The sequence below is a fragment of the Lactococcus cremoris subsp. cremoris NBRC 100676 genome, assembly GCF_001591705.1.
Classification (GTDB): Bacteria; Bacillota; Bacilli; order Lactobacillales; family Streptococcaceae; genus Lactococcus; species Lactococcus cremoris.
Map to the genome: position 1 here is coordinate 1 of NZ_BCVK01000027.1, position 24,783 is coordinate 24,783.

Below are 24,783 nucleotides of genomic sequence, written 5' to 3' on the forward strand. Positions count from 1 at the left end.
ACCCCCACCTTTTTTGTGGGCGAAGAGTTGCAGATTAAGTTCAAGCATGTTATTGCCCTCCATTTTCAAATTTAAGTGTAATGTACTGACCATAGCTTTTCTCAACTGCTTTCATCGAATTTGCAAAAGCTTCGAGCAAAGTTTGAGCCAATACGCCTTGTTTTTCAGGTATGCTCAAAGGAATTTCAACATACAAGTAACCATCTTCCGTTTGAGTCACAGGTTTAATGTGAGCCATTTCGTAGATATTATTTGCAGTCGTAATTGATAGAACGCTGACCGCCGCACAGACTACATCGTGTCCGTACTCGCCAGATTCAGCATGTCCTGAGATTTCATAAGAAACAATCTTGTCTCTTTTTGTCCTGATACAAGCTTCAATCATAATTAAGCGTTAACTGATTTGATAACAACTTTAGTGTATGGTTGACGGTGACCTTGTTTACGGTGTGAGTGTTTTTTAGGTTTGTATTGGAAAGTAACAACTTTCTTTTGCTTGCCATGTTTTTCGACTTCACCAACAACAGTTGCGCCTTCAACGAGCGGTGCACCAACTTTAGTTGTTTCGCCTCCGACAAAGATAACTTCGTCGAAAGTAACGGTTTGACCAGCTTCAACATTGAGTTTTTCAACGTAGATTACTGAACCTTCTTCAACTTTAACTTGTTTACCACCAGTTTTGATGATTGCATAGTTTGACATTGTGATTCCTCCTTGTTAGATTTCATCGCTTTTAAGTCAAGCGACTGTTAGACTCGCCTTTGTTCGTGGGCTTACGCCACTTATTACGAAACTTCGTGCGGTTGCACTTTATGAGATTTCACAAAGACAACTATATTATTATACTACTTCTTTTTCTACTTTTCAAGTCTTATTTTTCACTTTTTTCTTTGATACCATTAAGTGAGACCTGATATATTTTTTTTGTATTCCAAAGCATATTAATAAGTGTATTAACCAATAAGAGTAACCAAGCAAAAGAAAGGCTAAACGATAATATTTCAAATGCAGTCAATGTCAAATAATGTATTGGATGCCATAATACATAAGAAATTAAAATAAGAGCAACAATAAAATAGGACATTCGATATAAATTAGGGTCGGCATTTGGTAAAAACCAACGAATTCCTAGTATTGAAATAGCCATAAATAAGACAATTAATTGAGCAACAATATCATGAGCAATATGCATCCAACCTGGGTCATTGGGAATCAATCCCACTAAAGCAATAGAAATTGCGCAGAGTGTTAGTAAGACTTGTAAAATATTTTGACGATAATGACTTCCTGCTTTTTGACGAAGAGCAACAAAAATATAATCAATTAATGCCGCAAAGAGAGCCGCAGAAACAATCAAAGTCAGATTAAATTGCCAACTCGAACGAGAGGCCTGAGTTCCAAGTAAACTAAAGTTTCTTTGCCACCAATATTGATTCCCATTAGTAGCCATACTTGAAACAAATCCGCCGACTGATACAACTAAAAGCATCGTCACCATCATATTAATCGAAAAAGTATCCACAACAAAAATCATGACATAATTAATGATTCCAGAAAAAATTGTAAAAAGTAAGGTTGATGTAAATAATCCAAAACTTACACCATAAAAAATTTGTCCTAAAAACCAAAACAGCCCCATTGTCGCTAAGATTACAATCAATAAAACTGATAGGGTAACTGTGGCAAAAGTACGCCAATAACTTCTTTTGGTCATTTGTTTATAAAACTCTTTACGTCTTGAAAAATATGCCGAAATAAAGGTCAGCATTCCTACCGCATTCGCAACGGTAATTACTGCGGTTGCCAGTGATTCATTACCTGAGAGTGCAATAACGTGTGGATGTTTTAAAACAAAGGCAAAGATAATAAATATTAGAGCCGAAGTAATGGTAGGGATAATAAACCATTTTGCGGCCTTATCTGATTTTCGAGCATTGACTTTACGAATCGTGAAGCTGTCTGCTGCTAAATCAACGATTTCAATTTCTTCATTTTCCTGAAGGTCTAATCGCTCATATATTTCTTTGGGGAGATGTATCTTATCCATTTTTTCTTCCTTTCGCTTCTTCTGTCCAATCAATTCTAAGGTGATAATCTGCAATTTTTTGGGCACCTTGCGAAAGCTGATAATTAATTTTGATAATTTTTCTTTCTTGATCAATACTCAAAGTATTTGTAAAAAGAGAAAGCTCACCCAACCCCTCGTATTCGGTTAATGTCGTACCTTTCGGTTGAAAATGCATTTTGATTGGTCGCTTGGCAAAACGAGTCATAATAACTTCATCTTCTTCAATTTTGAGAAGCACCTTCTCATTTGCCGCGTTCTCGTATTTAAGCAGAGTTTGTAAATTAACTTTTTTAAACTCTCCTTGATATATTTCCTTGACCAATTCTTCTTGCTGGTCAATTTTAATTCTATTCCTAATTATAATTTCCATAATAACATTTTACTATATTTCGATGAATAATAAAAACATAGTAGTAAGGGAAAAAATCCCGATGATAAGGGTCTGCATTTTAATATAAAATAGGGTATAATTAAGATAAAATAAGGAAAAATTTATTTATTTTAATTTAAAATTGACCTTAAAATTTAGAGGGGGTTTTGTTTTGGAAAAAGTCTTTCGCGACCCAGTTCATGATTATATTACAGTGACACATCCAGTAATTTCTGAACTGATTGATACTGCTGAATTTCAGCGTTTAAGACGAATTAAACAGCTTGGAACGTCAAGTTTCACTTTTCACGGAGCTGAACACACGCGCTTCTCCCACTGTCTGGGTGTTTATCATATCGCCAAACGTATCACAGATTATTTCAGCTTAAATTTTCCTTTGGAATGGAATCCTGACGAAAATCTTTTAACACAATGTGCCGCTCTTTTACACGATGTCGGACATGGAGCTTATTCACATACTTTTGAAGGTTTATTTAATACAGACCATGAAGCGGTCACTCGTGAAATCATTACTTCACCAGATACAGAAATTAATGCCATTTTACGCAAGGTATCTGCTGATTTCCCTGAAAAGGTAGCATCTGTCATTTCACATGAATATCCTAATCCTCAAGTTGTTCAATTGATTTCCAGTCAAATTGATGCTGACAGAATGGATTATCTCCTGCGAGATGCTTATTTTACTGGTGCAGTTTATGGACAATTTGATTTGACCTGGATTTTAAGGGTCATCGTTCCAACCGAAAATGGAATTGCTTTTAAATATTCGGGAATGCATGCGGTCGAAGATTATATTGTCAGCCGTTATCAAATGTATATGCAGGTTTATTTTCATGCTGCCTCACGTTCAATGGAAGTTTTACTGCAAAAATTACTAGCCCGTGCTAAATTTTTATACAATCTTCATCCTGATTATTTCGCAATGAGCAGTCCTTGCCTCGTCCCATTTTTTGAAAAAAACCATAATTTAAAGTATTATTTACGACTTGATGACGGGGTGATGAATACCTATTTTCAAGTTTGGATGAGCCACGAGGATGAAATTCTTGCTGATTTAGCTTCTGCTTATGTCAATCGTCATTTGCTGAAATCAATTACTTTTGACCCTAAAGCCGTGGAGCTTAAAGATTTAGATTTTTTATCTTCTTTAGTAGAAGAGGCTGGATTTAATCCTGACTATTACACTGGGATTCATAGTAATTATGATTTACCTTATGACTTTTATCGACCAAGTTCTGAAAAACCACGTACTGAAATAAAAATTCTAAAAAAAAACGGTTCGCTGACAGAGCTGTCAGTACTCTCTCCACTTATTAAAAGTTTGACAGGAACAATTCACGGAAACAGTCGTTTTTATTTTCCAAAAGTAATGCTTGAAAATCCTGAATTTACAAAATACATCGTCAATGACAGCTTAATTACTGACAGCATTCAGCCTACCGAAATTGCTGACAAGGCTGTCAGTCAACAATTATCACTTGATGATAATCTTTAAGTACTGACCCAAAATTTATTATATTATATAGAAATTAGAAAGAGATACTCTTATGATTAAACTCGTTGCTATTGACCTTGACGGAACTTTACTTGACCCAAATCGCCAAATTACTGCCGAAGTAAAATCTGCTGTAAAAAAAGCCAAAGCGGCTGGTGTTAAAATTGTTATCACAACCGGTCGTCCTTTACCAGGTGTAGTTGATATCCTTAAAGCACTCGAATTAACTGACCAAAGTGATTATGTCATTACTTACAATGGTGGATTGGTCCAACGTGCAACAGGTGAAGAATTTATCAAAGAAACATTAAGTTCCGAAGATTGGTTAGACCTTGATGCGGCCGCCCGCAAGATTGGTCTCCCTATCCATGCGATAACCCGCGAAGGAATCTATACTCCGAATCATGATGTTGGAAGATATACCGTTCAAGAAGCTCAAATGGTAAAAATGCCACTTTATATTCGTCAGCCAGAAGATATCGCTGCTTTAGAAATTGCTAAGGTAATGATGGTTGATGAACAAGAGGCACTTGATGATGGAATTGCTTATCTCCCCTTTGAATTTTTCGAGCGTTATAATGTGGTCAAATCAACACCCTACTATTTAGAATTTATGAATAAAAAAGCTAGTAAAGGGTCTGCGGTTAAACACTTAGCTGAAAAACTTTCTTTTTATTTAGATGAAGTCATGGCCATCGGTGATGAAGAAAATGACCGTTCAATGCTTGAAGTTGCTGGTTGTCCCGTTGTAATGGAGAACGGAAAAACCGAACTGAAAAAAATCGCTAAGCACATCACAAAATCAAATGCCAAATCTGGTGTTGCTCATGCCATAAATGAATGGGTTTTAAAAGATTACCAAGCTTAATTAGCAAATTTATAAGCATTATTGTTTTCTCATCAACCTTGAAAGGTTATAATAAGATTATAGAAAGATATCACAAGATATCAGATAGATAAGTTTATCTTCTATCCTATTCTTTTCATTATCTAGGGAGGTAATAAAATGAAAATTACATTTGATGAAAAAACAGCTGCTAAAATTAAAGCACTTGGCGATGTTGATTTAGTTTTTGATTTTGACCATACTTTGAGTGAAGTGAATACTGAGGTAGATGCTTGTGCTGGTGGAATTTCTCGTTATCGTATTGTAGCGGTAGAAAAAGGGAATGTTCCAGAAGAATTTGATGCAAGTATTGATTCTGAATTTGGCCCAATTTATTATAAAGGTTATGGTTCTTATTTCTTCCAAGATGAAATGTCAACCAAAATCAACACTTCTTATAATTTGATTGAGTTACGCAGTACTGCTGAATTACTCAGTCCCAACTTGTTAATTGTTGACTTCCGTGGAAAACAAAAAGCGAGTTGATAATTAAAAAAAAGACCCTCCAAGAGGGTCTTTTTTATATATCATAAAATGGATTTGTCTTTTCTTTACTTTCATAAATCTTGACATCTGTACCAAAAGACCGAAGTTTATCAGCGACTAAACCGATAAATTTCTGCTCAATATAGTGTCCAGGGTCTATTCCAATCAGACCGGCTGACAGCATATCATGACCGATATGATAATAAATATCTCCTGTCAGATATACATCAGCTCCTTTAGCTAAAGCTTTCGGCCATAATTTCCCACCAGAGCCGCCACAAATTGCCACTCGTTCAATTTTTTGAGTCAAATCATGATTATAAGTGACAAGTCGTAGTCTATCTAATTCAAAAACTTCTTTCACTTTTTCTGTCAGCACTGACAAATCTGTACCTTCAATATTTCCGACACGGCCCAATCCTTCATCATCATCCAGCACCTCAACATCAGTAAGTCCAAGTAATTGAGCAAAATAATCGTTCAATCCCCCCTTGACAACATCAATATTGGTATGACTAGTATAAACGGCAATACCAGCTTGAGCCAAATCTAATACTAATTTTTCTTGGTTATCCATTGAAGTTAGAGCAGTCAATGGCCGAAAAATCAAAGGATGTTTAGCAATAATCAAATCTACACCCAGTGATTTTGCTTCTGCCACTGTTTGCTCGCGAATATCCAAGGTCACCAAAACTTTTGTCAGTTCTTGTTCGGGATTACCAACTTGTAATCCAACTGGGTCTCCTTCAACTGCCAGCTCTTTTGGACAAAAGCTTTCATATTTAGACATAAATTCAGAAATCTTCATTGAAGAACCTCCTTTATTTTGGCAATTTCTGTCAAAACTTCTTCGCGTTTTTCAGTTTGTTCATCAGGTAGACGGTCAATGATTTTATTCAAAGTATTCAATTCTTTTTGCCATTTTTGTTGGAAAATAACCGATTTTTCTTTGGATAAAAATGGACCAAACAGTAAATCATTTGCTGATAAGACCGGATTTTCATTTGTAGTAGGTTCTGCAACAATAATTTCGTAGAACTTGCCTGCCTCTAATAAAATTTGTTCCGCCTTTATGACAAATTGATGCTCTGTCAGCCACTGACGCAAGGTATCCTCATGATTATTTGCTTGTAATATCAAACGCTTAACAGAACTTAACTTACCTTTACCCGCTTCCAAGATTTCAGAAATTAAAATACCGCCCATACCAGCAATTACAATCGTATCAATCTTATCAACATTCTCGATGGCCGCTAAACCATTAGCCAACCTCACTTGAATATTCTCTTTTAAATTTGCTTGTGCAACATGGTTTTTAGCAATTTCAAAAGGACCCTTGACTACTTCACCAGCCACTGCAAATTCAACTTCATTTTTTTGTACAAGATATGTCGGTAAATAGGCATGGTCTGAACCGATATCAGCCAATTTCGCCCCTTTATCGACATAGTCAGCAACTGCTTTCAAACGTTTTGAAAGTTTAATTTCATTCATTTTCTAAATATTTCTTTCCAAATTTACAATAATCTAATACGGGGCAACCTGCACACTTAGGCTTTTTCGCTGTACAATGATAGCGACCAAAGAAAATCAAGTGATGATGAGATTGAACCCATTTATCTTCAGGAATCAACTTCATCAGTTTTTCTTCAACTTCTAAAACAGTCGCTTTTTGCGCAACAATATCCAATCGCTTAGAAACTCGCTCAACATGTGTATCAACCGCAATCCCTGGGATTCCATAAGCTTCCGCTAGAACAACATTAGCCGTTTTTCGCCCGACTCCAGGTAGAGTCTGTAAAAGCTTTTTATCTTTCGGCAAGTCCGGTAAAATCCCTCCGAAGTCCGCCACTAACATTTGTGAAGTTCGCAGAATATTTTTAGCTTTAGTTTTATAAAGACCGATTGTTCGAATCAACGCTTCAATCTCTTCTACTTTAGCTTGTGACATGGTTTGAGCATCCGGAAAAGCAGCAAAAAGTGCCGGCGTCGCCTTATTGACTCCTTTGTCAGTTGCTTGAGCAGATAAAATTGTCGCAATCAATAGTTGAAAAGGCGTCTCCCAAACCAGTTCTCCATGTGCTTGGGGAAACATTTCTTCAATGATTGCTAAAGCTTCAAGATATCTTTTTTTACTTAACATAATGTTTGTCCATTATCTATTTTATCCATTCCAAGGTCCGTCTAAAGGAATGTAAAAATCTTCTTGCGGTTTCTTTCTTTTAGCTTCTTCACGTTCCATTTGACGACTTTCAATCGCTTGAACTGAATTAACCCCATCGTTTTTCCAATTGCGCAAAATAGCTTTTATGTAGTTTAATGATACTTTGCGATTTAAAACCGCTTCTCGTAAGGCTTGTTTTATCAAAGACAAGTCATAACCATCCTCAAAAAGCCAAGCACGCAATTCTTCCATTTGAACAGGAGAAATCATCCCCATTTCCGCCTCAAACATGCTAATCAACTCTTTAAGTTGACCTTCATCTTGAACTTTTTTATCCTCTGCTTTAAGATTTATCGCTGGAGAACCCACTAGTTCATCTAAATGCTTGAAGGCTGGACTAATATCAAAGAAAGTTTCCATTTCTCCATCAATCTCAATCAATGTAACTTTCATTGCCCCAAATTTGGACAAACTATCAATCGCCTGATTAACCTCAGACATTTTTTTCCCAGTCTTATCCGCAATCTCGCTGGGCGCAATTTCTCGATTTTCAAAAAAGTATAACCATACTAAAAAATCAAAAGCCGAAGGGAAAAGTTCACTAAAATGTGACAAAATCACCGTTGGTAAAACTAAATGCCCTTTGCTATATTCATCGTAATAATTCATAGAACTATTATAGCATACCGTATCATTATGGTTCAAATGGAGTCATTAATCAATAAAATTGAATCTTATTATTATCCTTTATTAAAGAAAAAACGGCATCATTATCAGGTAAATTATTAACCAATACAAATGCACTCATTGATATTCCGACTAACTAAAAGTCTCGTTCATCAAAAAACAAGAAAAGAGTTAAGAAACTCTTTTCTTATTTTTTATGTCTAATTTATTAAATCATAGTAGATAGATTGAGTAATTACTTATAAATCAATGTTGAGGATTTGAAAAATTTTGGTTTTTCAAAATCAAATGAATAGTATCAATGCTTTCTTGAGTAATCGTTTTTTGAGACCATGAATATCCACTATCTTTATCATATACTAATATAGCGTTCATGACATCTTCATCCGTATTCATTCGATAACCATCTGGCATTCCACTATATTGTGCATTGGAGGTATGATTCAACCCTAAAGAATGTCCCAACTCATGTCGAATAACTAGAAAAAGTGGATTCAAGTCATAATTAGGATTTGTAGTATCAAGTGCCAATTTGATGTCTTTTATTTCAATTCCCGTTTTTCCAATTGATGTCGCACTACCAGTACCTTTTGGGTTAGGTGCAATCAATAAAGTTGTTGGTTCAGTTGTTTCTCCCGACTTAATAATAGTTGGTTCATTGGGATTGATAGCAGCATTCCAACTTTCCGCAGCCCGGTCAATTTCTTTATTAAATGCTGCAAGTGCAGCTTCCGGATCTGCTTCTGCTGCAAAATCTTCTATTTTCGCTCTTGACTCATAGATGATTTTTCCTTGTGAATTATACGCATTGGAAATCATTTGAGAATTTGAAACCGCAGGGTTATTTCCATAAGTTAACGTTGAACCTAAAAACATCCCCTCAACCAATTTCTGTCCCAAACCATTTACACTTGGATAAGTCGCAGCCAAGTCCAAATTCAAAGCATGTTCATCTACCCAATACCAATTATCACCTTCTAGGCTAACATTCACAAAGTTTGTAGTTTGACCTTTTTTGTCCCCTGAGGTATAAGTAACAGGCATGGTTTCTTTATTATAAAGTGTCTTTCCTTTTAAGTCGCCCAGCGAAGTGATATTCTCCGTATCCAGTTGTCCATTTTCTAATTTCGAGTAGAATTGATAGTTATTGTTTAGAACAACATTATAACGATAAGGATTCAGAGGTATTGAAGCTGCTGGGAAAATGCTAGAAAGTAGTGTATCATTACTGTAATCAGTCGATTCTCCTAATTCCATTTCACTACCAGATAATTTTTGCCATACATAAGTATCTGCCATCGTTGGTGCATCAAAATTCGCCATAAACTCACTTGAAGTCCAAATATGCTCTCCTGCTGGATTATCAACTGTACCAGAACCAACATTTCGCCACTTCCCTGTGTAGCCATCCGTGACTGGTACATTTGCTAAATTCATATCAGTATTCAATTGACTGGTCAAACCTAATTTTAAATTTTTTAGGTTACTTGCTCCCTCAAACATTCCAGTTGTAATAGAAACACCATTTGTACTAAAATTAGAAAGATTTAATTGTTCTAGTTTTGTCATGCCAGCAAACATACGGGCCATGTCGGTCACTTTATCAGTGTTAAAGTTTGAGATATCTAAGTTAGTTAGGTTACTAACTCCCTCAAACATTCCAGGCATCCTAACGGTATTATTGGTGTTAAAGTTCGATACATCTAGTTGTTCTAATTTTGTCATGCCAGCAAACATAAGAGCCATGTCAGTCACCTTATCAGTATTAAAATTTGAGATATCTAAGTTAGTTAGATTACTAACTCCCTCAAACATCCCAGCCATACTAGCGGTATTATTGGTGTTAAAGTTTGATACATCTAGTTGTTCCAGATTTGTCATACCAGCAAACATAAGGACCATGTCGGTCACTTTATCAGTATTAAAGTTTGAGATATCTAAGTTAGTTAGATTACTAACTCCCTCAAACATCCCAGCCATACTAGCGACATTATTTGTGTTGAATTTAGATACATTTAGTTGTTCTAGCTTTGTCAAATTTGCAAACATAAGAGTCATGTCGGTCACTTTATCAGTGCTAAATTTTGAAATATCCAAGTTTGTTAGATTAATGGCTCCATCAAACATCCCAGCCATATTCCTAACGTTCCGCGTATCAAATTTTGATACATCTAGTATATCCGCTTTAATTCCAGCAAACATATTAGCCATGTTTGTAATTTCACTCGTGTCAAAACCTTCTAAATCAATTATTTCTAAATTACTGTCACCACTAAACATACCATAGGCACTTCCAGAATAAGATAAATTCCCTAATTTTAACACTTTTTTAAGTTGTGGTAAATTTGCAAATGTGTTGGCAATTTCATTTGCCGTTGTTATCTCTGTAAATTCAATGCTCTTCACATCTGCTGGGTCTACATTTGCCTCACGTAAAACCTCTGTTAAAGATTGGCTTGGATGTCCAATATTTCCTCCCAAAAATATTAATTCTCTATCATTAGCTAAAACCCAATTAGCCTCACCCCATTTACCTGTACTCGCTCTAACATCTGCAGAAATACTGACAGCTTGAGGATTAATTATTGTTGGTCCATAGCTTACAATACCAATCGAAAGGCTCGCTAGCGTTGCTCCAAGAAGTAGCATTTGAGTTTTTGACAAGTTTTTTTCATAAATTTCTCTCCTTTTTTCATAAGATAATTATATCATTTGAATTAGAAATAAATTATAAACACGGTCTTTCGCTAATATATTTTTAATTAAAAACTTTTGTACACACTTCTCCTAACTGGGACATACTGATAAATAATTCTTTTTTGCTCTTTACAGTATTTATTTGCTCTCAATTACATTTTTGTAAGAATTTAACTAGCAAATCCTTGATATACTATATCTATAAACAAAAGGATATTTGAAAGGGAATAAACAATGAAAATACAAACAGAAAAAATTACTCAAAAAGGAGAAAATGAAAAATCAATCAAGGATAATTGGGAAATTATCCACTCACTCAATGATTTACTTTATGGCAATTCTTTGTTTTAAAACAAAGAAAAGGAAAAGACCAGAGGAAAAAAATAATTTCCTTTGGTCTTTTCTTTCTAATTTTTAACTATTAATAGAAATATTTTATTTTAAATCACCTCTATAGTTGATTTATATTTGAAATAAATGATGGAAGCTATCTACAAATTCAAGTCATTTAATACTCCATTTTAGTTGTCATTCGCTCTTCTTTGTTTTCTCTATAAGTTGCGGATTTATATTTGTTAATATCAGATTCTTTCATTATACTTCGGAAAAGCCAAAATGTTTTAGTTTCTCCTGCTTTTAAATCTCCAGCTGTCCCTAGAGCCTGTGTTTCTATTTCATTTCCTTTTTCATCATATGCTACCACCTCAACATCTGCAATAACGCGATAATTTGCAGTATTCTTTAAGGTAATAGGAACTCCACCTTTTTCATTGTATATTTCACCGTCAAAAGCTTCATTATCTGCTGGGTCAAAACTGAACTTACCTATAGAAACTTTTACGGCATTTTGAGTATCTTTAAAATCGGATATGATTTTTTTAGAGCCACTCAAAACTTTCTCTTGTTCCATGGCCATTCCAAATTGTGGTGCTAGAAAACAATATCCAATATAAGAACTTACTAGAATAATACCAGACAGAGCAGCGATAGTTGTAATCAAAAATGACTTTTTTAATTTTATGCTCTCTTTTAAGAATACAAAAGCTGAAAAAGAAATTAAAAGAATACAAAAAATTGTTAGTATCACCGATAAAATTAGCGTAGTATGAATCATAAATCTTTCCCTGTCCCTTCTTCATTACTTTCAAAATAACTGTAGGTTCCCTCTCTACTTACAGAAAAGCTTAAAGTTGAAAGTAGTTTGGCTGTTTCCCTATCATTAATATCTTCTAGTCCATAGTAAGTTTTCGTTTCACCGGTCTTTAAATTAAAATCAATATAATTACTTATTCCATAATCAAATTCGTGTCCTGATTTTTCATAAGAGTTATCAAATTTTAGCGTACCTTCAACGGATTTTTCATTCTTGTTCGTTAATGTTATTGGTAATCTGGAATTGGAAACTGAATAATCATCATCATTGTCATCGTAGGTATAGTCTCCAAATTTTACTTTAACATTATCAATTGAATTTATAGACTTATGATAATCTTGTGTTATTTCAGATTTAGCATCTCTATAAGTTGTTAATTTCTTATCATAATCAAGCCCTGTTAGTACAAAGAATACTAATGTAATAACTGATAGTACAAATGTTGTAAGTGCAAACCATTTTCTTCTTCTATTTTTAGGTAACAAACTCAATATACAAAAAACTAATGCAATTATTAGCAAAGCAATTGATATATAAATCTCTATAGCTATCATTTATTTCTTTACTTTGTGTTTTATTTATTTCATAATTCAATTATAATATATTATTTATGTTTATCTTATACCAACCTTAAATTATTTATAGTTTTTTGCTTTTGCTATTAAGCGATATTTTTTCAAGTAGTCTTTTCCCTCTAAGAGTCCCGTTTTCATAGAGTCAATCGAAATAATTAACTCATCATTAATTACATTTTTGTAAGAATTTTTCAAGTAAATTATTGATATACTATACCCGAATTGCTAGTTAATTTCATTGGAAAATAAATAAGTCGTGCTATCCTAATCTTAAACCACTAAGCATTAGAAAGCGCACGACTTATATGACTTATAATAGCACACTCCCAAAAGTTTTTGTTTATTTACTGACAACCATTGAGACGCTTTATCAAACGAGGGTTCCCCTTGAGGTTCAAAACCGAAAGAACGTCCATCTCGCAACATCAGGTTGCTTAGTTATCGCTTGTTACCTATGGGGCGTACTGCATTTTAGTGAAACGCTTAAAGCTAAGCACCAATTGGCTCAAAGTTTATTTCCTAATTTCCTAGAATATTCTCGCTTTGTCCGCCGTTGTAATGCCCTCTTACCGAGTATCCAAGTCATTCGCCAAGCACTCGTCTTTAAAGAGGTTGAAGGAATTAGTGTATCCATTATTGACAGCTTCCCCATTCCTTTGTATCAGCCTATTCGTAATTTCAGAAGCAAAGTTCTTGGAGATTATGCAAATGTTGGCTACAATGCTACAAAGGGACAGTACTTCTATGGATGTAAATGTCATGCTTTAGTCAGTGAATCAGGCTATGTCATAGACTACACAATTACTCCTGCTTCAATGGCTAATAGTTCAATGACCGAGGAAGTGTTGAGTCAATTTGGGACACCAACAGTCCTTGGAGATATGGGATATCTAGGTCAGTCACTGCATGATAGGCTGGAATTAAAAGGAATTGATCTAATGACACCTGTCAGGAAGAACATGAAGCAAAAGAAAATCCTTTTCCCTAATTTTTCAAAACGTAGAAAAGTGATTGAGCGAGTTTTCTCTTTTTTGACAAATCTAGGAGCTGAGCGTTGTAAAAGTCGTTCGCCTCAAGGTTTTCAATTGAAATTAGAGATGATACTTTTAGCGTATTCTTTACTGTTAAAATCAGCTAAATCACTGGAACCAGAGACTTTAAGATATTCTATCGGGTATCAAGTCATGCCTAAATAATCAACTAGCAATTCGGGTATTTATGATATTTTATTTTACGTCCTTATTCTAATTCTTTACTTTTTTAATTTCAAACTCTTTTTTTCTCTTAGCAAACTTTACATTTCTCTGTCATCCCTTGTCTTTACTGGATTTTTAGCTTTGGTTAAGATTTTTAATGAGAAATTTTGATGCTTAAAAAAAGGATTCTTAAGAATCCTTTTTCTTATTTTTAGGCTTTTGTGAGGAAATTTCTGAAATGACACCTGAATCTCTCAAATCTTGAAGTTCTTTGTCTGTTATTTCTTTATCAAGATGTCCAAATTCTTCATGGGCTTTGGACCAGGTGTAACTGAGGTATTCTTCATTTGTGAATCCTACTTCATCTTGAAGATGATTTATGACCTCTTCTTGATGATTTTCCAACCATTTTTTGGCATAAACGTTTCCTGCTTCTTCGGCTCTGCGATACCAATAGACTGCCTTACGGAGGTCTTTTATTAGATTGCTCCCGTGTTCAAGGCTGGAAGCTAAAATCACCATTCCAGTGGAATTACCTGCATTCGCAGCCTTAATTAAATTAAAAGTTGCTTGATTTGAGTCAACTTCGCAGCCTAAACCATTATCCAAATAGATACTTAACATATACATAGCTTTTGTATCGCCTAGGCTGGCAGCTTTTTCATAAAGATTATAGGATTTTCGCCAATCTTGTGGAACTATTTTTCCATTTTGATAAAAATCAGCTAAGGCAGTCATTGCATAAGTATCGCCTAATTGAACCCCTTTTTCATAATACTTGGTCGCTTTATCAAGGTCATCATTGAAATAGGCCTCATCACCAAGACGTGAGTAGCTTCTATCAATAGTAGACATTTGTCCATCTCTAAAAGCTTTAAGCCATCTTCTGATTGTCGATTCAGCCGGTGCAAGGGTTCCAAATTCTTCTTGGATATCTACAACAATCACTTTGTCGGAATCACCTTGTTGATGTTTTTCTTTGACTTTACTTTTAATGGTCTCTGAAAATCGAGGCTTCTTCTCTTTGTTGCTCTGTGTTGACTCATAAAGTTGTTGAGCATATTCTGCATAATAACGCTCCACAATCTTACCTTTAGAAGTTCTCATTTTTTTCAAACCACGTCTTACTTCATTTGTTATGGCAACACGACTATGTGAGATTTCTTTAGCAATCTCTGTGATTGTGACGTTTGAATTGAATAATTTTTCAATTTTTCGTCTATCCTCATAATTTAAATGCTTATTTTTTTATCCATAGAATAATCCTTATATCATTTTTTTGATACAATTATAACACATTCGATTTATTTCTGAATTTTTAATTTTAAAACTACATTTCTCTCTATCCTTACCATTACTGCTTTAAAAAGCAATGTGTAAAGTTTACAATGAGAAATTTTAGTTGAAATAAGAAAGCCTTACAACCTCAAAATGTCTTAAAAGCCAAATTTCAATTCTACACACTTCAATCATCTTTTTTTCATTAAAATAACAATAAAAGCGCTTAGCGCTTTTATTTTGCTTGATAAACTATATTTCCGTCACAAATTGTATATTTAACTTGTCCTTGAACTTTTTGATGGATAAACGGTGAGTTGGTCACTTTGGAATCAAAAGTTTCACCAACTTGATAGGTCTTTTCGGCATCAAATATCACAAGGTCTGCCGGACCAGCTTCTGCAAGGTAACCTGCATCAAAATCATATAATTTAGCTGGATTGAGGGTCATTTTTGTCAGTAATTCGAGTAAAGTCAAATGACCTTTGGCAACCAAATTCGTCAAACCAAGTTGCAATGAAGTTTCTAAGCCAATCATTCCTGATGGGGCTTTATCAATGCTGACATTTTTTTCTTCATGAGTATGAGGGGCATGGTCAGTCGCAATCACATCAATTGTCCCATCTTTTAAGCCCGCAATAATTTTACTGATATCTGCATCTCTACGCAATGGAGGATTGAGTTTCGCATTTGTCCCTTGCTCAAAAATCATCTGTTCTGTAATTGAAAAATGTTGTGGTGTCACTTCTGCTGTAATTTTCGCGCCCAAATTTTTAGCAAATCGAACCACTTCGACAGATTCTCCTGCAGACAGATGCTGTAAGTGCAAGCGTGCGCCTGTTTCATAGGCAATCATAGCATCACGCGCCATCATACTATATTCTGAAACGGTTGGCGCTCCTGTGAAGCCACATTTATGAGCCACTTCTCCATCATTAACTCCAAGTGTCCCGATTAGATTTGGGTCTTCTTCATGAATCGAAAGCAAACTATCTGTTAGTTTGGCTTTCTGTAAGGCTTTGCGCAAGACTCCAGCGTCTGTCAACGGAATGCCATCGTCAGAAAAACCAATTGCCCCTGCTTTGATAAGTTCAGCAAAATCTGTCAAGTTTTCCCCATCAAAATCTTGCGTAATTGATGCAACTGCTTTAATCTTAATTGCTTCTTTTTTGGCAATTGCTAAAGTCTCTGTCAATACTTTTGGCGTAGATAAAATAGGTTTCGTATTGGCCATCATGACAACCGTTGTAAAACCACCTGCCGCTGCTGATTTTGCGCCACTATGAATCGTTTCTTTATGGGTCTGTCCTGGTTCACGAAAATGAACATGAACGTCAATCAATCCAGGAGCAATCACTAGACCTCTTGCGTCAATGATTTCAGTATTTTCTTCTGATAAGTTTGTGCCAATTTTAGCTATTTTATTCTCTTCAATTAAAACATCTAAAATTTCATCACGATTTGATTTAGGGTCAATCAGACGACCATTTTTGATTAATAAAGTCATTTTCACCTTTCAATTTTACTAACAAGTTCTGTCATCTGCCAATTCAATAATTTCTGTGAGTTAAATCAAACTGACAGCTTTGTACCTAAGTTAATCTTTATCAGCAAACAATCAACTTCGCTGACAAATATTTTTTAACTTCTATCAGTAAATTATGCTTGCCAAGTTTCTTGATTTTCTTTGAATTTTTTAAGTAACTCGAGTTCTTCTTTGGTGACATATCCTGTTTCTTTAGCAATTTCAATCAACTCAGAATAATTTGTCAGTGTCGCCAATTTCACTCCAGACTCAGCAAATTTACTGTTCGCTTTTTCTAATTCATAGGTGAAAATGGCAACCACACCAAGGACATCAGCGCCTTCACGTTCTGCGGCCGCGACCGATTCTAAGACAGAACCTCCAGTGGAAATCAAATCTTCAACTACAACCATTTTTTGCCCTTTAGCCACACGACCTTCAACTTGATTACCAGCCCCATGGTCTTTTGGTTTACTACGGATATAAGCAAATGGTAATTTGAGATAGTCAGCAATAATCGCTCCATGGGGAATACCGGCTGTCGCAGTCCCAGCAATCACTTCAACTTCTGGAAATTCCGCTTTAATCAATTCCGCAAAAGCTCCTTCAATTTGACTACGAACTTCTGGATAGGCTAATGTCACTCGATTATCAGTATAAATTGGTGATTTAATTCCTGAGGCCCAAGTAAAAGGTTGGCTTGGTGAAAGACTGACCGCCTTAATTTCTAATAAATCTGCAGCAATGGCTTTTGATATTGACATGATTTCTCCTTTATAGTTTACTGACAGAACTATCAGCAAAGCTGATTGTTCATTTAGCTACCGATTCAATGACTTCCTTTGGTCGTATTGAACTGACAGAATACCATTCGAGCATGAATGACAAACGTCACAGTCGTGGTAGTTGTCAGCAATAAAAAACACTTACCAAGAGACTTAGCAAGTGTAAAAAGTATCAAAACAAGTTCATTTTTACTGACAGAAAATCCTGTCAGTAAAAATAAAATTAGTTTTTCCTGATTTCAACCTTGCTAGCCTCTCTGGACTAGTTTAAAAGTTACATTGCTTATTAGTTTAACAAACTTAAGAGAGATTTGCAAGTCTTAGTTTTTTCAATATTTCTTTTTTAGCCTAGAAAAAAAGAATAGAAACACTATTCTTTTCCTCAATATTCTATTATGCTTACAAACTTTCTAATTCTTCCATTGCTTCTAAAAGAGTCATCTCTGTCTCGTCTTTTTCATCATTAAGAAGGTCAATTTCAGCTTGTAATTCACCTAATTTCACAAAATCAGAAGTATTTTCTTGCATTTGAAGCATAAGTGTTTCAATTTTTATTTCTAACTCTGCTAGTTTTTCCTCACAAGAAGTAATTTCTCGCTCCACTTTTCGACGATTTTTTTGGGCTTCTTTCTGAGCCGTAAAATCTTGTTGAGCAAGACTTTCTACAAGCCCCCCATTGTCTGATTCATCACTCTGGGCTAACTGTTCTTCTTTTTTCTCAACATAATAGTCGTAATCGCCCAAAAATTCTGTACTTCCCTCTGGAGCGATTTCTAAAACTTTTGTCGCTACACGATTAATAAAGTAACGGTCATGGGAAACAAACAAGATTGTTCCAGGAAAATCAATTAAAGCATTTTCTAAAACTTCCCGTGAGTCAATATCCAAATGGTTCGTAGGTTCATCTAAGACTAAGAAATTATCATGATTCATTGCTAATTTTGCGAGTAAAAGACGTGCTTTTTCCCCACCAGAGAGCATTCCCACTGTTTTCTTGACATCATCACCGCTAAAAAGAAAGGCACCTAACATATTGCGAATTTCCACTTCATTAAGCAAGCGATGTTCATTCCACAATTCGTCCAAAACGGTATTTGAAGTCGTCAAGCGCCCTTGTTCTTGATCATAATATCCCAAGGTAACATTAGCACCCAGTTTTGCTTGGCCAGCCAAAAAAGGGATTTGACCGACAATGGATTTGATTAAGGTCGTTTTACCCACACCGTTTGGCCCAACAATAGCCAAAGATTCCCCTTTGCGTTCATCAATATTGATTGGTCCAGATAGACGATTGTCTGAATAGCCTACCGTAGCCTCTGACACGGTCAGGACAACATTTCCTGAGGTTTTTTCTGGCGTGAAAGTAACATGAGCCGATTTGTCATCGCTCGTTGGCGCATCCAGTCGATCCATTTTTTCTAATTTTTTGCGACGCGATTGTGCCATTTTGGTCGTTGAAGCACGCACTAGATTTTTGGCAACATAGTCTTCTAATTTTGCAATTTCTTTTTGTTGCTTTTCAAAGTTTTTAAGTTCTAATAGAAGTTTTTGATCCCGCTGTTCGACATACCGTGAGTAATTACCAGAAAAACGAGTCAACTCGCCTCTTGATAACTCTAAAACTTCATTGACTACCTTATCCAAAAAGTACCGGTCATGGCTGACTATTAGTAAACTACCATCATAATTTTTAAGATAATTTTCAAGCCAAGCCAAAGTTTCAATATCCAAGTGGTTAGTTGGTTCGTCCAAAATCAACAGCTGTGGTTTTTCTAAAAGCATTTTCGCTAGGGCTAAGCGCGTTTTTTGTCCACCTGATAAACTTGAAATTTCACGTTCCCACATTGACTCATCAAAACGAAAACCATTTAAAACTGACTTAATTTCAGATTCATAAGTAAAGCCGTTTTTCATGCGAAATTCTTCTGACAATGAGTCATAGCGCTTCATTAAAAGCGTCAATTCATCAGCGCCAAGTTCTCCCATTTGCAGTTCCATTTGACGCAATTGCTTTTCCATTTGACGAAGCTGGTCAAAAACAGACAACATTTCAGAAAAAATTGTCCTTTGCGAATTTAAGCCAGTATCCTGAGCCAAATAATTCATGCTTAAGTCTTTTGTTTTTGAAATGGTTCCACGACTTGCTTCTTCAACCCCAGCAATAATTTTAAGCAAAGTTGATTTACCAGCACCGTTTCGTCCAACTAAAGCTATTCTTGAATGGTCTTGTAGGCTGAAACTAATGTTTTCAAATAAGACATCGCCACCAAAAGTTCGTGCGATTCCATTTCCTTGCAATAAAATCATTATTATTAATCCTCTTCGTTAAATCTTAAACCTTTTTATCCCTGATTTTTTTCTTATATTTCATAGAAAAAGCAGTCCTTCTATTATAGCATTTAAACGATATATTTTGTAGTTTTCTCAAATAGTGTCATAAAAAAACCTATCAAATTTGATAAGTTTTTTAAAAATATTATTAAATTAAGATTAATCTTTCTCTTAATTCTACTCTACGAACTTCAGGTGGGATAAATGCTCTAATCCCGTCCTCATTGAAACCAATCAATAATCTTTGCTCATCAAAAATTAATGGACGTTTTAGAAGACGAGGATTTTCTTGAATCAATCTATAAGCCTCCTCTAAGCCCAATTCATCAAAATTATGGTTTAAACCAGAGTAAGTTTTTCCTCGGGTAGCAATGACATCTTCCAAACCATTTTCTGTGAGGGACAAAATCTTGATTAAATCATCTTTCTCCATGATGTCTTTAGTTAAATTAATTTCTTCAAATTCAATATGCCGTTTTCTCAACCATTTTTTAGCTTTTCTACAAGACGAGCATGAACCACTAAGATAAATTTTAATCATATTTTCTCCCTATCTATTTTTCATAAATCTATTCTACCATGAAAGCGCCACAATTAAAAGAGTAAAATTAATTTTTTTTAAGAATTTTTATTTTTTACTCATTTTAGTCCTTTTCTTCATTCCTTTTGTTTGATAATTTCACAAATTTTTGATAAAATTATCACAAAGAAACTAATCATGATTAGTTTTAATAAATACGAATTACATTTTTGAGGTATAACAATGACTGACCATAAACCAAGCAAAAGCTTACCAAAAGCAACTGCAAAAAGGTTGCCACAATACTATCGACTTTTCAAAAGTCTAGTCGAAGAGAATGTGACACGCACAAATTCACAACTTATTTCTGAAAAAATTGGGGTAGATGCTGCCACAATTCGTCGTGATTTTTCTCTCTTTGGGGAATTAGGACGACGAGGCTACGGATATGAAACAAAAGTTCTTCGTGATTTCTTTGGAGAACTCCTTGGACAAGATCAAGAAACTCATATCGCATTGATTGGAGTCGGAAACCTTGGACGTGCGCTTCTTCATTATCAATTTCAAGACAGAAATAAAATGAGAATTACTCAGGCCTACGATATTTCTGGAAATCCACTAGTTGGAACTCAAACAGATGATGGCATTCCAATTTATAATATTTCTGATTTAGAGAAGAATGTTAAGAAATCAGACATAAAAACAGCCATTCTATCTGTTCGTAAGGAAAACGCTCAGGAAGTGGTTGATACCCTTGTTAAAGCAGGAATCAAAGGCTTTCTTAACTTTGCACCTATTCGCTTGAAAGTCCCTTCAGATGTTGTTGTTCAATCTATTGATTTAACTAAAGAATTGCAAACCTTGTTATTCTTCATGGGAGCTCAAGAAGAATAAAAGACAAGCAAAATTTTATCAAAACTATTAATGATACCTAGGCCTTCGTGTGCTTAGGTATTTTATTTTCAAGCCATCATCATTTTAATTTTTTCACAAATTTTTAGTTTATTATTTAGTACTAATTCCAGCATATCTTCAATCGAGTTAATCATTTATTATATTTTGGAAGTTAAGACTAATCAAAACTAAAATAAGTTGCTATCTCTCTCCCGAAAACTATAATAATTCCCCGCTCCCACAATAATATGATCAATAAAATTAATTCCTATATTATCACAAGCATTTTTTAATTTTTTTGTAAAAATTTTATCTGCTTGACTAGGTTGTAAATTGCCCGAAGGGTGATTATGTGCGACTAATAAACCAACCGAGAGATTTTTTATTGCATGGTAAAGGATCTCTCGAGGACTAGCAGTTGCATGATTAACTGCTCCGATAAAAATAGTTTTCTTCTCAATAATTTGATTTTGTCCATCTAAATAGGTCGCGGTAAGATGTTCTTGCTCAAAATTTTGCATTTCAAAAGCAAGACTCATGCCATATTCTTTTGAACTTAAAACTTGACCATAACGTTTTCTGGTTGTCGTTTGTATTCTTTTTCCAAGTTCAATCATTGCTCGCAATTCAATAGCTTTTGTTTGCCCAATACCCGAAATCTCCTTGAGTTCACTAATAGATGCTTTGCGAAAATTATCCAATGTCCCAAAATGTTGCAAAAGTTCTAAAGCTAAATTTAATGATGAGTATTTTTTCCGACCCGTCCGCAATAATATTGCAAGTAACTCAACATCGGACAAATACTCTTCACCTAAAAGTTCTAAACGCTCTCTTGGTTGCATTGGATAAAATTTCTCTTTTAATTCGTACATACTTACTTATACGAAAAAACAAATCGTTTGTCACTGACAAATTAAAAAAATATAAAAAAGTTCTGACAGAATCAGAACTTTTTTATATTTTTTTACTGACCTTTCTGTCAGTAAATTTTTATTCTACTGTTACTGCTTTAGCCAAATTACGGGGTTTATCAACGTCAAGACCACGTTGCATTGAGGCATAGTAAGCAATCAATTGTGTTGGGATAACCATTGAAATTGCTGACAAATAAGGGTGAACTTGATTGATTACAATTGTATCATCTTCACGTGCCACTCCTTCTTCAACGATTGTAATTGCTGAGGCACCACGCGCCACAGTTTCCATCACATTACCACGAGTATGGGCTGCTACTTCTTCATTATTAGAAATCAAAGCAAGAACTGGAGTCCCTTTTTCAATCAATGAAATCGTTCCATGTTTTAATTCTCCAGCTGCAAATCCTTCACATTGGATATAAGAAATTTCTTTTAATTTAAGCGAAGCTTCCATTGCAACATAATAGTCTTGTTTACGACCGATATAAAAGGCGCTACGCGTTGTTGGCAATAGTTCTGATACAATAGCCGCAATTTCATCTTTTTCAGATAAAGTAGACTCAATAGATTGAGCCACTAAAGAGAGTTCTTTAACCAAATCAAAGTCTTTAGCTTTTGCTTGTCCCTCTGCTTCCCCAACTGCTTTGGCAAGAAAAGCCAAAGTTGCAATCTGACCAGTATAAGCTTTTGTTGAAGCTACCGCAATTTCAGGACCAGCTCCAATTAACATTGTGTAAGTCGCTTCGCGAGACAAGGTAGAGCCAGGAACATTTGTAACAGTTAAGCTAGGAAGTCCTAATTCATTTACTTTTACTAAAACTTGACGACTATCTGCTGTTTCCCCAGATTGTGAAAGGAAGATAAAGAATGGTTTTTTGCTCAATAATGGCATATCATAGCCCCACTCTGATGCAAGACCAAGTTCAACAGGAGTATCCGTAAGTGCTTCAAGCATCATCTTCGCACCAAAACCAGCATGATAAGAGGTACCAGCAGCAATAATATAGATACGGTCTGCTTCTTGAATACCTTTGATAATGTCTTGATCAACTTTCATCGTGCCATCTTCATTGGTATAAGTCGCAATCAGTTTACGCATGACAGCTGGTTGTTCATCAATCTCTTTAAGCATATAGAATGGATAAGTTCCTTTTCCAATATCTGACAAATCAAGTTCAGCAGTATAAGAATCGCGTGAAATTATTTGACCTTCATAGTCCATCACTTCAACCTTATCTTTTGTCAAAACAACTAGCTCTTTATCATGAATTTCCATAAATTCTGATGTTTCACGAATCATTGCCATTGCGTCTGAACAAACCATATTATAACCATCGCCAAGTCCAATGAGGAGTGGAGATTTATTTTTTGCTACATAGATTAAATCTGCATCTTCTCTGTCCATGAGCGCGAAAGCATATGATCCTTGAATTAATTTCAAAGCTTTTTTGAACGCTTCAAGAGTTGTCAAATTTTCTTCTTCTGCAAACTTAGCAATTAAGTGAACCGCAATTTCAGTATCAGTTTGTCCTTTAAAGCTGTCATTCATCAAAAATTCATTTTTAAGTTCTACAAAGTTTTCAATGACCCCATTATGAACCAAAACGAAACGACCAGAACTTGAAGTATGAGGATGAGCGTTGTCTTCTGTTGGTTTTCCATGAGTTGCCCAACGGGTATGTCCAATCCCACTTGTCCCCGAAACATCAATCCCAAGCTTAGCTCTTAAATCTGCAATACGTCCCACTGATTTAACTAATTTTGCAGCCGTTTTTTGACCATTTACAAAAATTCCTGCTGAATCGTATCCACGATATTCGAGTTTTTCAAGTCCTTGCATCAAAATATCAGTTGCATTTTTGCTACCTACAACACCAACAATCCCACACATAATAAAGCTCCACTTAACTCACTAATTAAATTGGTATAGTTAATTATTTTCTAATTTTTTATTTATAAATAGCATTATAATACACTTTTTGGTTCATGTCAAGGAAAAATAATCTAATTTTATATAAAAAACGGAAATTGGTATAATATTAATTGCAACAATAATAAAAGCCAATTAATAATTAATTGGCTTTTTTAGCTGCTTCTTGGTATTTAATAAATGTCGGATAAGTGAACAACAATAGACTCATTCCTTCTAGGAAACCACCAATTGTATCACTCGGATAATGGACCCCTACAAAAATTCTTGAAAACATGACTGTTGCAATCAATATCAAACAGAGAATTCCTAAGGCAATCTTAGAAGATTTATTTTTTAATTTTCTAAGACAAATAAAGAAAATACTTCCAAAAATAATTGTTGCAAATATAGAGTGACCACTCGGAAAACTTTTTCCAGCTTCATTCGCAAAAGCAGCTAGACGATGAATTTCTGGACGGTCACGCCCAATAATCATCTTAATCGCTGTGTTGATAAGCAAACTTGATATGACCATTGTAGCAACCCAAATCGTTGCTTTCTTTTCTTTAAATATCAAATAGAGAACCAAAGCAAGTAAGACGGCTACAATTATACCACCCTTATCCCCAAAAATATTTATCATGTGAGAAAAAAAGAATGTGAGTCCCGAAGAACTTTGTAAGTGAAAAGCCCAGTTTTGAATCGGAGAATCAAACGGGAGAGGAGCGTGTGTGTAATATATTTTCACAAGTACAGTTAAAATTAAAAAGGCGAGGGTCGTCAAAGTACCCAAAATATAGTAATTTTTTTTATTCATAATATA

The 24,783-nt window shown here is 34.9% G+C and carries 25 protein-coding genes, 1 pseudogene and 1 other annotated feature; of the genes and pseudogenes, 6 read left to right on the forward strand and 20 right to left on the reverse strand.

Annotated features, from left to right (window positions below):
• Positions 1-49: 49 nt before the first annotated feature.
• The 4 genes from LLA01S_RS06165 to LLA01S_RS06180 all read right to left on the reverse strand — a co-directional run bounded on the left by LLA01S_RS06165 (position 50) and on the right by LLA01S_RS06180 (position 2,438).
• Positions 50-385 (reverse strand): ribosomal-processing cysteine protease Prp, encoded by a 336-nt coding sequence (locus LLA01S_RS06165; RefSeq protein WP_011676089.1) that lies wholly within the window; start codon positions 383-385, stop codon positions 50-52.
• A 2-nt stretch (positions 386-387) separates the two neighbouring features.
• Complete coding sequence (gene rplU / locus LLA01S_RS06170) at positions 388-702, reverse strand: 50S ribosomal protein L21 (protein WP_003130644.1); 315 nt, start codon at positions 700-702, stop codon at positions 388-390.
• Positions 703-741: 39 nt separating this feature from the next.
• Positions 742-815 (reverse strand) — a sequence feature (ribosomal protein L21 leader region).
• 56 nt (positions 816-871) lie between these two features.
• Positions 872-2,047, reverse strand: coding sequence for a DUF998 domain-containing protein (locus LLA01S_RS06175; RefSeq protein ID WP_061777997.1), 1,176 nt, complete (start codon positions 2,045-2,047; stop codon positions 872-874).
• Complete coding sequence (locus tag LLA01S_RS06180) at positions 2,040-2,438, reverse strand: YwiB family protein (RefSeq protein ID WP_011676087.1); 399 nt, start codon at positions 2,436-2,438, stop codon at positions 2,040-2,042. Before LLA01S_RS06180 ends, LLA01S_RS06175 begins: the two co-directional genes overlap by 8 nt.
• 172 nt (positions 2,439-2,610) lie before the next feature.
• Between LLA01S_RS06180 and LLA01S_RS06185 the strand changes: the two genes are divergently transcribed.
• The 3 genes from LLA01S_RS06185 (at position 2,611) to LLA01S_RS06195 (ending at position 5,326) form a co-directional block, all read left to right on the forward strand.
• Positions 2,611-3,954 carry an HD domain-containing protein gene (locus tag LLA01S_RS06185; RefSeq protein WP_061777998.1) on the forward strand — a complete coding sequence of 448 codons (1,344 nt, stop codon included), beginning with the start codon at positions 2,611-2,613 and terminating at the stop codon, positions 3,952-3,954.
• A gap of 52 nt (positions 3,955-4,006) precedes the next feature.
• Complete coding sequence (gene yidA / locus LLA01S_RS06190) at positions 4,007-4,822, forward strand: sugar-phosphatase (protein ID WP_021165230.1); 816 nt, start codon at positions 4,007-4,009, stop codon at positions 4,820-4,822.
• Between the two features lie 138 nt (positions 4,823-4,960).
• A complete protein-coding gene (locus LLA01S_RS06195; protein ID WP_011676084.1) occupies positions 4,961-5,326 on the forward strand; it encodes an iron-sulfur cluster biosynthesis family protein in 366 nt (121 codons plus the stop codon).
• Between the two features lie 34 nt (positions 5,327-5,360).
• Here LLA01S_RS06195 and LLA01S_RS06200 read toward each other — a convergent pair whose 3' ends face one another.
• The 7 genes from LLA01S_RS06200 to LLA01S_RS06230 all read right to left on the reverse strand — a co-directional run bounded on the left by LLA01S_RS06200 (position 5,361) and on the right by LLA01S_RS06230 (position 12,581).
• Complete coding sequence (locus tag LLA01S_RS06200; protein WP_011676083.1) at positions 5,361-6,134, reverse strand: Nif3-like dinuclear metal center hexameric protein; 774 nt, start codon at positions 6,132-6,134, stop codon at positions 5,361-5,363.
• Positions 6,131-6,820 (reverse strand): tRNA (adenine(22)-N(1))-methyltransferase, encoded by a 690-nt coding sequence (locus LLA01S_RS06205; protein ID WP_015082362.1) that lies wholly within the window; start codon positions 6,818-6,820, stop codon positions 6,131-6,133. Before LLA01S_RS06205 ends, LLA01S_RS06200 begins: the two co-directional genes overlap by 4 nt.
• A complete protein-coding gene (nth, locus tag LLA01S_RS06210) occupies positions 6,813-7,469 on the reverse strand; it encodes an endonuclease III (RefSeq protein ID WP_011676081.1) in 657 nt (218 codons plus the stop codon). Before nth ends, LLA01S_RS06205 begins: the two co-directional genes overlap by 8 nt.
• Positions 7,470-7,490: 21 nt before the next feature.
• Positions 7,491-8,159: a DnaD domain-containing protein gene (locus LLA01S_RS06215; RefSeq protein ID WP_011676080.1), complete on the reverse strand. Its 669-nt coding sequence runs from the start codon at positions 8,157-8,159 to the stop codon at positions 7,491-7,493.
• A gap of 264 nt (positions 8,160-8,423) precedes the next feature.
• A complete protein-coding gene (locus LLA01S_RS06220) occupies positions 8,424-10,826 on the reverse strand; it encodes a M57 family metalloprotease (protein ID WP_061777999.1) in 2,403 nt (800 codons plus the stop codon).
• A 556-nt stretch (positions 10,827-11,382) separates the two neighbouring features.
• On the reverse strand, positions 11,383-11,988 hold the full coding sequence (locus tag LLA01S_RS06225; protein ID WP_061778000.1) for an FxLYD domain-containing protein: 606 nt from the start codon (positions 11,986-11,988) through the stop codon (positions 11,383-11,385).
• Entirely contained in the window at positions 11,985-12,581 is a 597-nt protein-coding gene (locus tag LLA01S_RS06230; protein WP_061778001.1) for a hypothetical protein, read from the reverse strand. The genes LLA01S_RS06225 and LLA01S_RS06230 overlap by 4 nt, the downstream gene beginning before the upstream one ends.
• Before the next feature lie 326 nt (positions 12,582-12,907).
• On the opposite strand from LLA01S_RS06230, the gene LLA01S_RS06235 reads away from it, so the two are divergent.
• Positions 12,908-13,798, forward strand: a complete 891-nt coding sequence (locus LLA01S_RS06235; RefSeq protein WP_061778002.1) for an IS982 family transposase — start codon at positions 12,908-12,910, stop codon at positions 13,796-13,798.
• 189 nt (positions 13,799-13,987) lie between these two features.
• Here LLA01S_RS06235 and LLA01S_RS13545 read toward each other — a convergent pair whose 3' ends face one another.
• The 4 genes and pseudogenes from LLA01S_RS13545 to pyrE form a co-directional block, all read right to left on the reverse strand.
• The gene (locus LLA01S_RS13545) at positions 13,988-14,905 is read right to left on the reverse strand and encodes a tetratricopeptide repeat protein (protein WP_011676073.1); all 918 of its coding nucleotides are present in this window, start codon (positions 14,903-14,905) and stop codon (positions 13,988-13,990) included.
• 21 nt (positions 14,906-14,926) lie between these two features.
• Positions 14,927-15,034: pseudogene (locus tag LLA01S_RS13150) on the reverse strand (sel1 repeat family protein); the annotation flags it as partial.
• 277 nt (positions 15,035-15,311) lie between these two features.
• Positions 15,312-16,583: a dihydroorotase gene (locus LLA01S_RS06245; RefSeq protein WP_061778003.1), complete on the reverse strand. Its 1,272-nt coding sequence runs from the start codon at positions 16,581-16,583 to the stop codon at positions 15,312-15,314.
• A gap of 152 nt (positions 16,584-16,735) precedes the next feature.
• Positions 16,736-17,365, reverse strand: coding sequence for an orotate phosphoribosyltransferase (gene pyrE, locus LLA01S_RS06250; protein ID WP_021165209.1), 630 nt, complete (start codon positions 17,363-17,365; stop codon positions 16,736-16,738).
• A 117-nt stretch (positions 17,366-17,482) separates the two neighbouring features.
• On the opposite strand from pyrE, the gene LLA01S_RS12390 reads away from it, so the two are divergent.
• The gene (locus LLA01S_RS12390; RefSeq protein WP_014572500.1) at positions 17,483-17,623 is read left to right on the forward strand and encodes a hypothetical protein; all 141 of its coding nucleotides are present in this window, start codon (positions 17,483-17,485) and stop codon (positions 17,621-17,623) included.
• 162 nt (positions 17,624-17,785) lie between these two features.
• Here the strand turns inward: LLA01S_RS12390 and LLA01S_RS06255 are convergent, their stop codons facing one another.
• Positions 17,786-19,693 (reverse strand): ABC-F family ATP-binding cassette domain-containing protein, encoded by a 1,908-nt coding sequence (locus tag LLA01S_RS06255; protein ID WP_061778004.1) that lies wholly within the window; start codon positions 19,691-19,693, stop codon positions 17,786-17,788.
• Positions 19,694-19,865: 172 nt separating this feature from the next.
• A complete protein-coding gene (locus LLA01S_RS06260; protein WP_011676069.1) occupies positions 19,866-20,258 on the reverse strand; it encodes a Spx/MgsR family RNA polymerase-binding regulatory protein in 393 nt (130 codons plus the stop codon).
• A gap of 222 nt (positions 20,259-20,480) precedes the next feature.
• Here LLA01S_RS06260 and LLA01S_RS06265 point away from each other — a divergent pair, with 222 nt between their 5' ends.
• On the forward strand, positions 20,481-21,131 hold the full coding sequence (locus LLA01S_RS06265) for a redox-sensing transcriptional repressor Rex (protein WP_011835356.1): 651 nt from the start codon (positions 20,481-20,483) through the stop codon (positions 21,129-21,131).
• A gap of 188 nt (positions 21,132-21,319) precedes the next feature.
• Here the strand turns inward: LLA01S_RS06265 and radC are convergent, their stop codons facing one another.
• The 3 genes from radC to LLA01S_RS06280 form a co-directional block, all read right to left on the reverse strand.
• Entirely contained in the window at positions 21,320-22,003 is a 684-nt protein-coding gene (gene radC, locus LLA01S_RS06270) for a RadC family protein (protein ID WP_021165206.1), read from the reverse strand.
• A 118-nt stretch (positions 22,004-22,121) separates the two neighbouring features.
• Entirely contained in the window at positions 22,122-23,939 is a 1,818-nt protein-coding gene (gene glmS, locus LLA01S_RS06275; RefSeq protein WP_011835358.1) for a glutamine--fructose-6-phosphate transaminase (isomerizing), read from the reverse strand.
• Between the two features lie 181 nt (positions 23,940-24,120).
• Positions 24,121-24,777, reverse strand: coding sequence for a phosphatase PAP2 family protein (locus LLA01S_RS06280; RefSeq protein WP_061778005.1), 657 nt, complete (start codon positions 24,775-24,777; stop codon positions 24,121-24,123).
• Positions 24,778-24,783: the final 6 nt, after the last annotated feature.

Coding starts and splice junctions, on each gene's coding strand:
- LLA01S_RS06165 (WP_011676089.1), bottom strand. CDS start 385: ATGATTGAAGCTTGTATCAGGACAAAAAGAGACAAGATTGTTTCTTAT.
- rplU (WP_003130644.1), bottom strand. CDS start 702: ATGTCAAACTATGCAATCATCAAAACTGGTGGTAAACAAGTTAAAGTT.
- LLA01S_RS06175 (WP_061777997.1), bottom strand. CDS start 2,047: ATGGATAAGATACATCTCCCCAAAGAAATATATGAGCGATTAGACCTT.
- LLA01S_RS06180 (WP_011676087.1), bottom strand. CDS start 2,438: ATGGAAATTATAATTAGGAATAGAATTAAAATTGACCAGCAAGAAGAA.
- yidA (WP_021165230.1), top strand. CDS start 4,007: ATGATTAAACTCGTTGCTATTGACCTTGACGGAACTTTACTTGACCCA.
- LLA01S_RS06195 (WP_011676084.1), top strand. CDS start 4,961: ATGAAAATTACATTTGATGAAAAAACAGCTGCTAAAATTAAAGCACTT.
- LLA01S_RS06200 (WP_011676083.1), bottom strand. CDS start 6,134: ATGAAGATTTCTGAATTTATGTCTAAATATGAAAGCTTTTGTCCAAAA.
- LLA01S_RS06205 (WP_015082362.1), bottom strand. CDS start 6,820: ATGAATGAAATTAAACTTTCAAAACGTTTGAAAGCAGTTGCTGACTAT.
- nth (WP_011676081.1), bottom strand. CDS start 7,469: ATGTTAAGTAAAAAAAGATATCTTGAAGCTTTAGCAATCATTGAAGAA.
- LLA01S_RS06215 (WP_011676080.1), bottom strand. CDS start 8,159: ATGAATTATTACGATGAATATAGCAAAGGGCATTTAGTTTTACCAACG.
- LLA01S_RS06220 (WP_061777999.1), bottom strand. CDS start 10,826: ATGCTACTTCTTGGAGCAACGCTAGCGAGCCTTTCGATTGGTATTGTA.
- LLA01S_RS06225 (WP_061778000.1), bottom strand. CDS start 11,988: ATGATTCATACTACGCTAATTTTATCGGTGATACTAACAATTTTTTGT.
- LLA01S_RS06230 (WP_061778001.1), bottom strand. CDS start 12,581: ATGATAGCTATAGAGATTTATATATCAATTGCTTTGCTAATAATTGCA.
- LLA01S_RS06235 (WP_061778002.1), top strand. CDS start 12,908: ATGACTTATAATAGCACACTCCCAAAAGTTTTTGTTTATTTACTGACA.
- LLA01S_RS13545 (WP_011676073.1), bottom strand. CDS start 14,905: ATGAGAACTTCTAAAGGTAAGATTGTGGAGCGTTATTATGCAGAATAT.
- LLA01S_RS06245 (WP_061778003.1), bottom strand. CDS start 16,583: ATGACTTTATTAATCAAAAATGGTCGTCTGATTGACCCTAAATCAAAT.
- pyrE (WP_021165209.1), bottom strand. CDS start 17,365: ATGTCAATATCAAAAGCCATTGCTGCAGATTTATTAGAAATTAAGGCG.
- LLA01S_RS12390 (WP_014572500.1), top strand. CDS start 17,483: ATGACAAACGTCACAGTCGTGGTAGTTGTCAGCAATAAAAAACACTTA.
- LLA01S_RS06255 (WP_061778004.1), bottom strand. CDS start 19,693: ATGATTTTATTGCAAGGAAATGGAATCGCACGAACTTTTGGTGGCGAT.
- LLA01S_RS06260 (WP_011676069.1), bottom strand. CDS start 20,258: ATGATTAAAATTTATCTTAGTGGTTCATGCTCGTCTTGTAGAAAAGCT.
- LLA01S_RS06265 (WP_011835356.1), top strand. CDS start 20,481: ATGACTGACCATAAACCAAGCAAAAGCTTACCAAAAGCAACTGCAAAA.
- radC (WP_021165206.1), bottom strand. CDS start 22,003: ATGTACGAATTAAAAGAGAAATTTTATCCAATGCAACCAAGAGAGCGT.
- glmS (WP_011835358.1), bottom strand. CDS start 23,939: ATGTGTGGGATTGTTGGTGTTGTAGGTAGCAAAAATGCAACTGATATT.
- LLA01S_RS06280 (WP_061778005.1), bottom strand. CDS start 24,777: ATGAATAAAAAAAATTACTATATTTTGGGTACTTTGACGACCCTCGCC.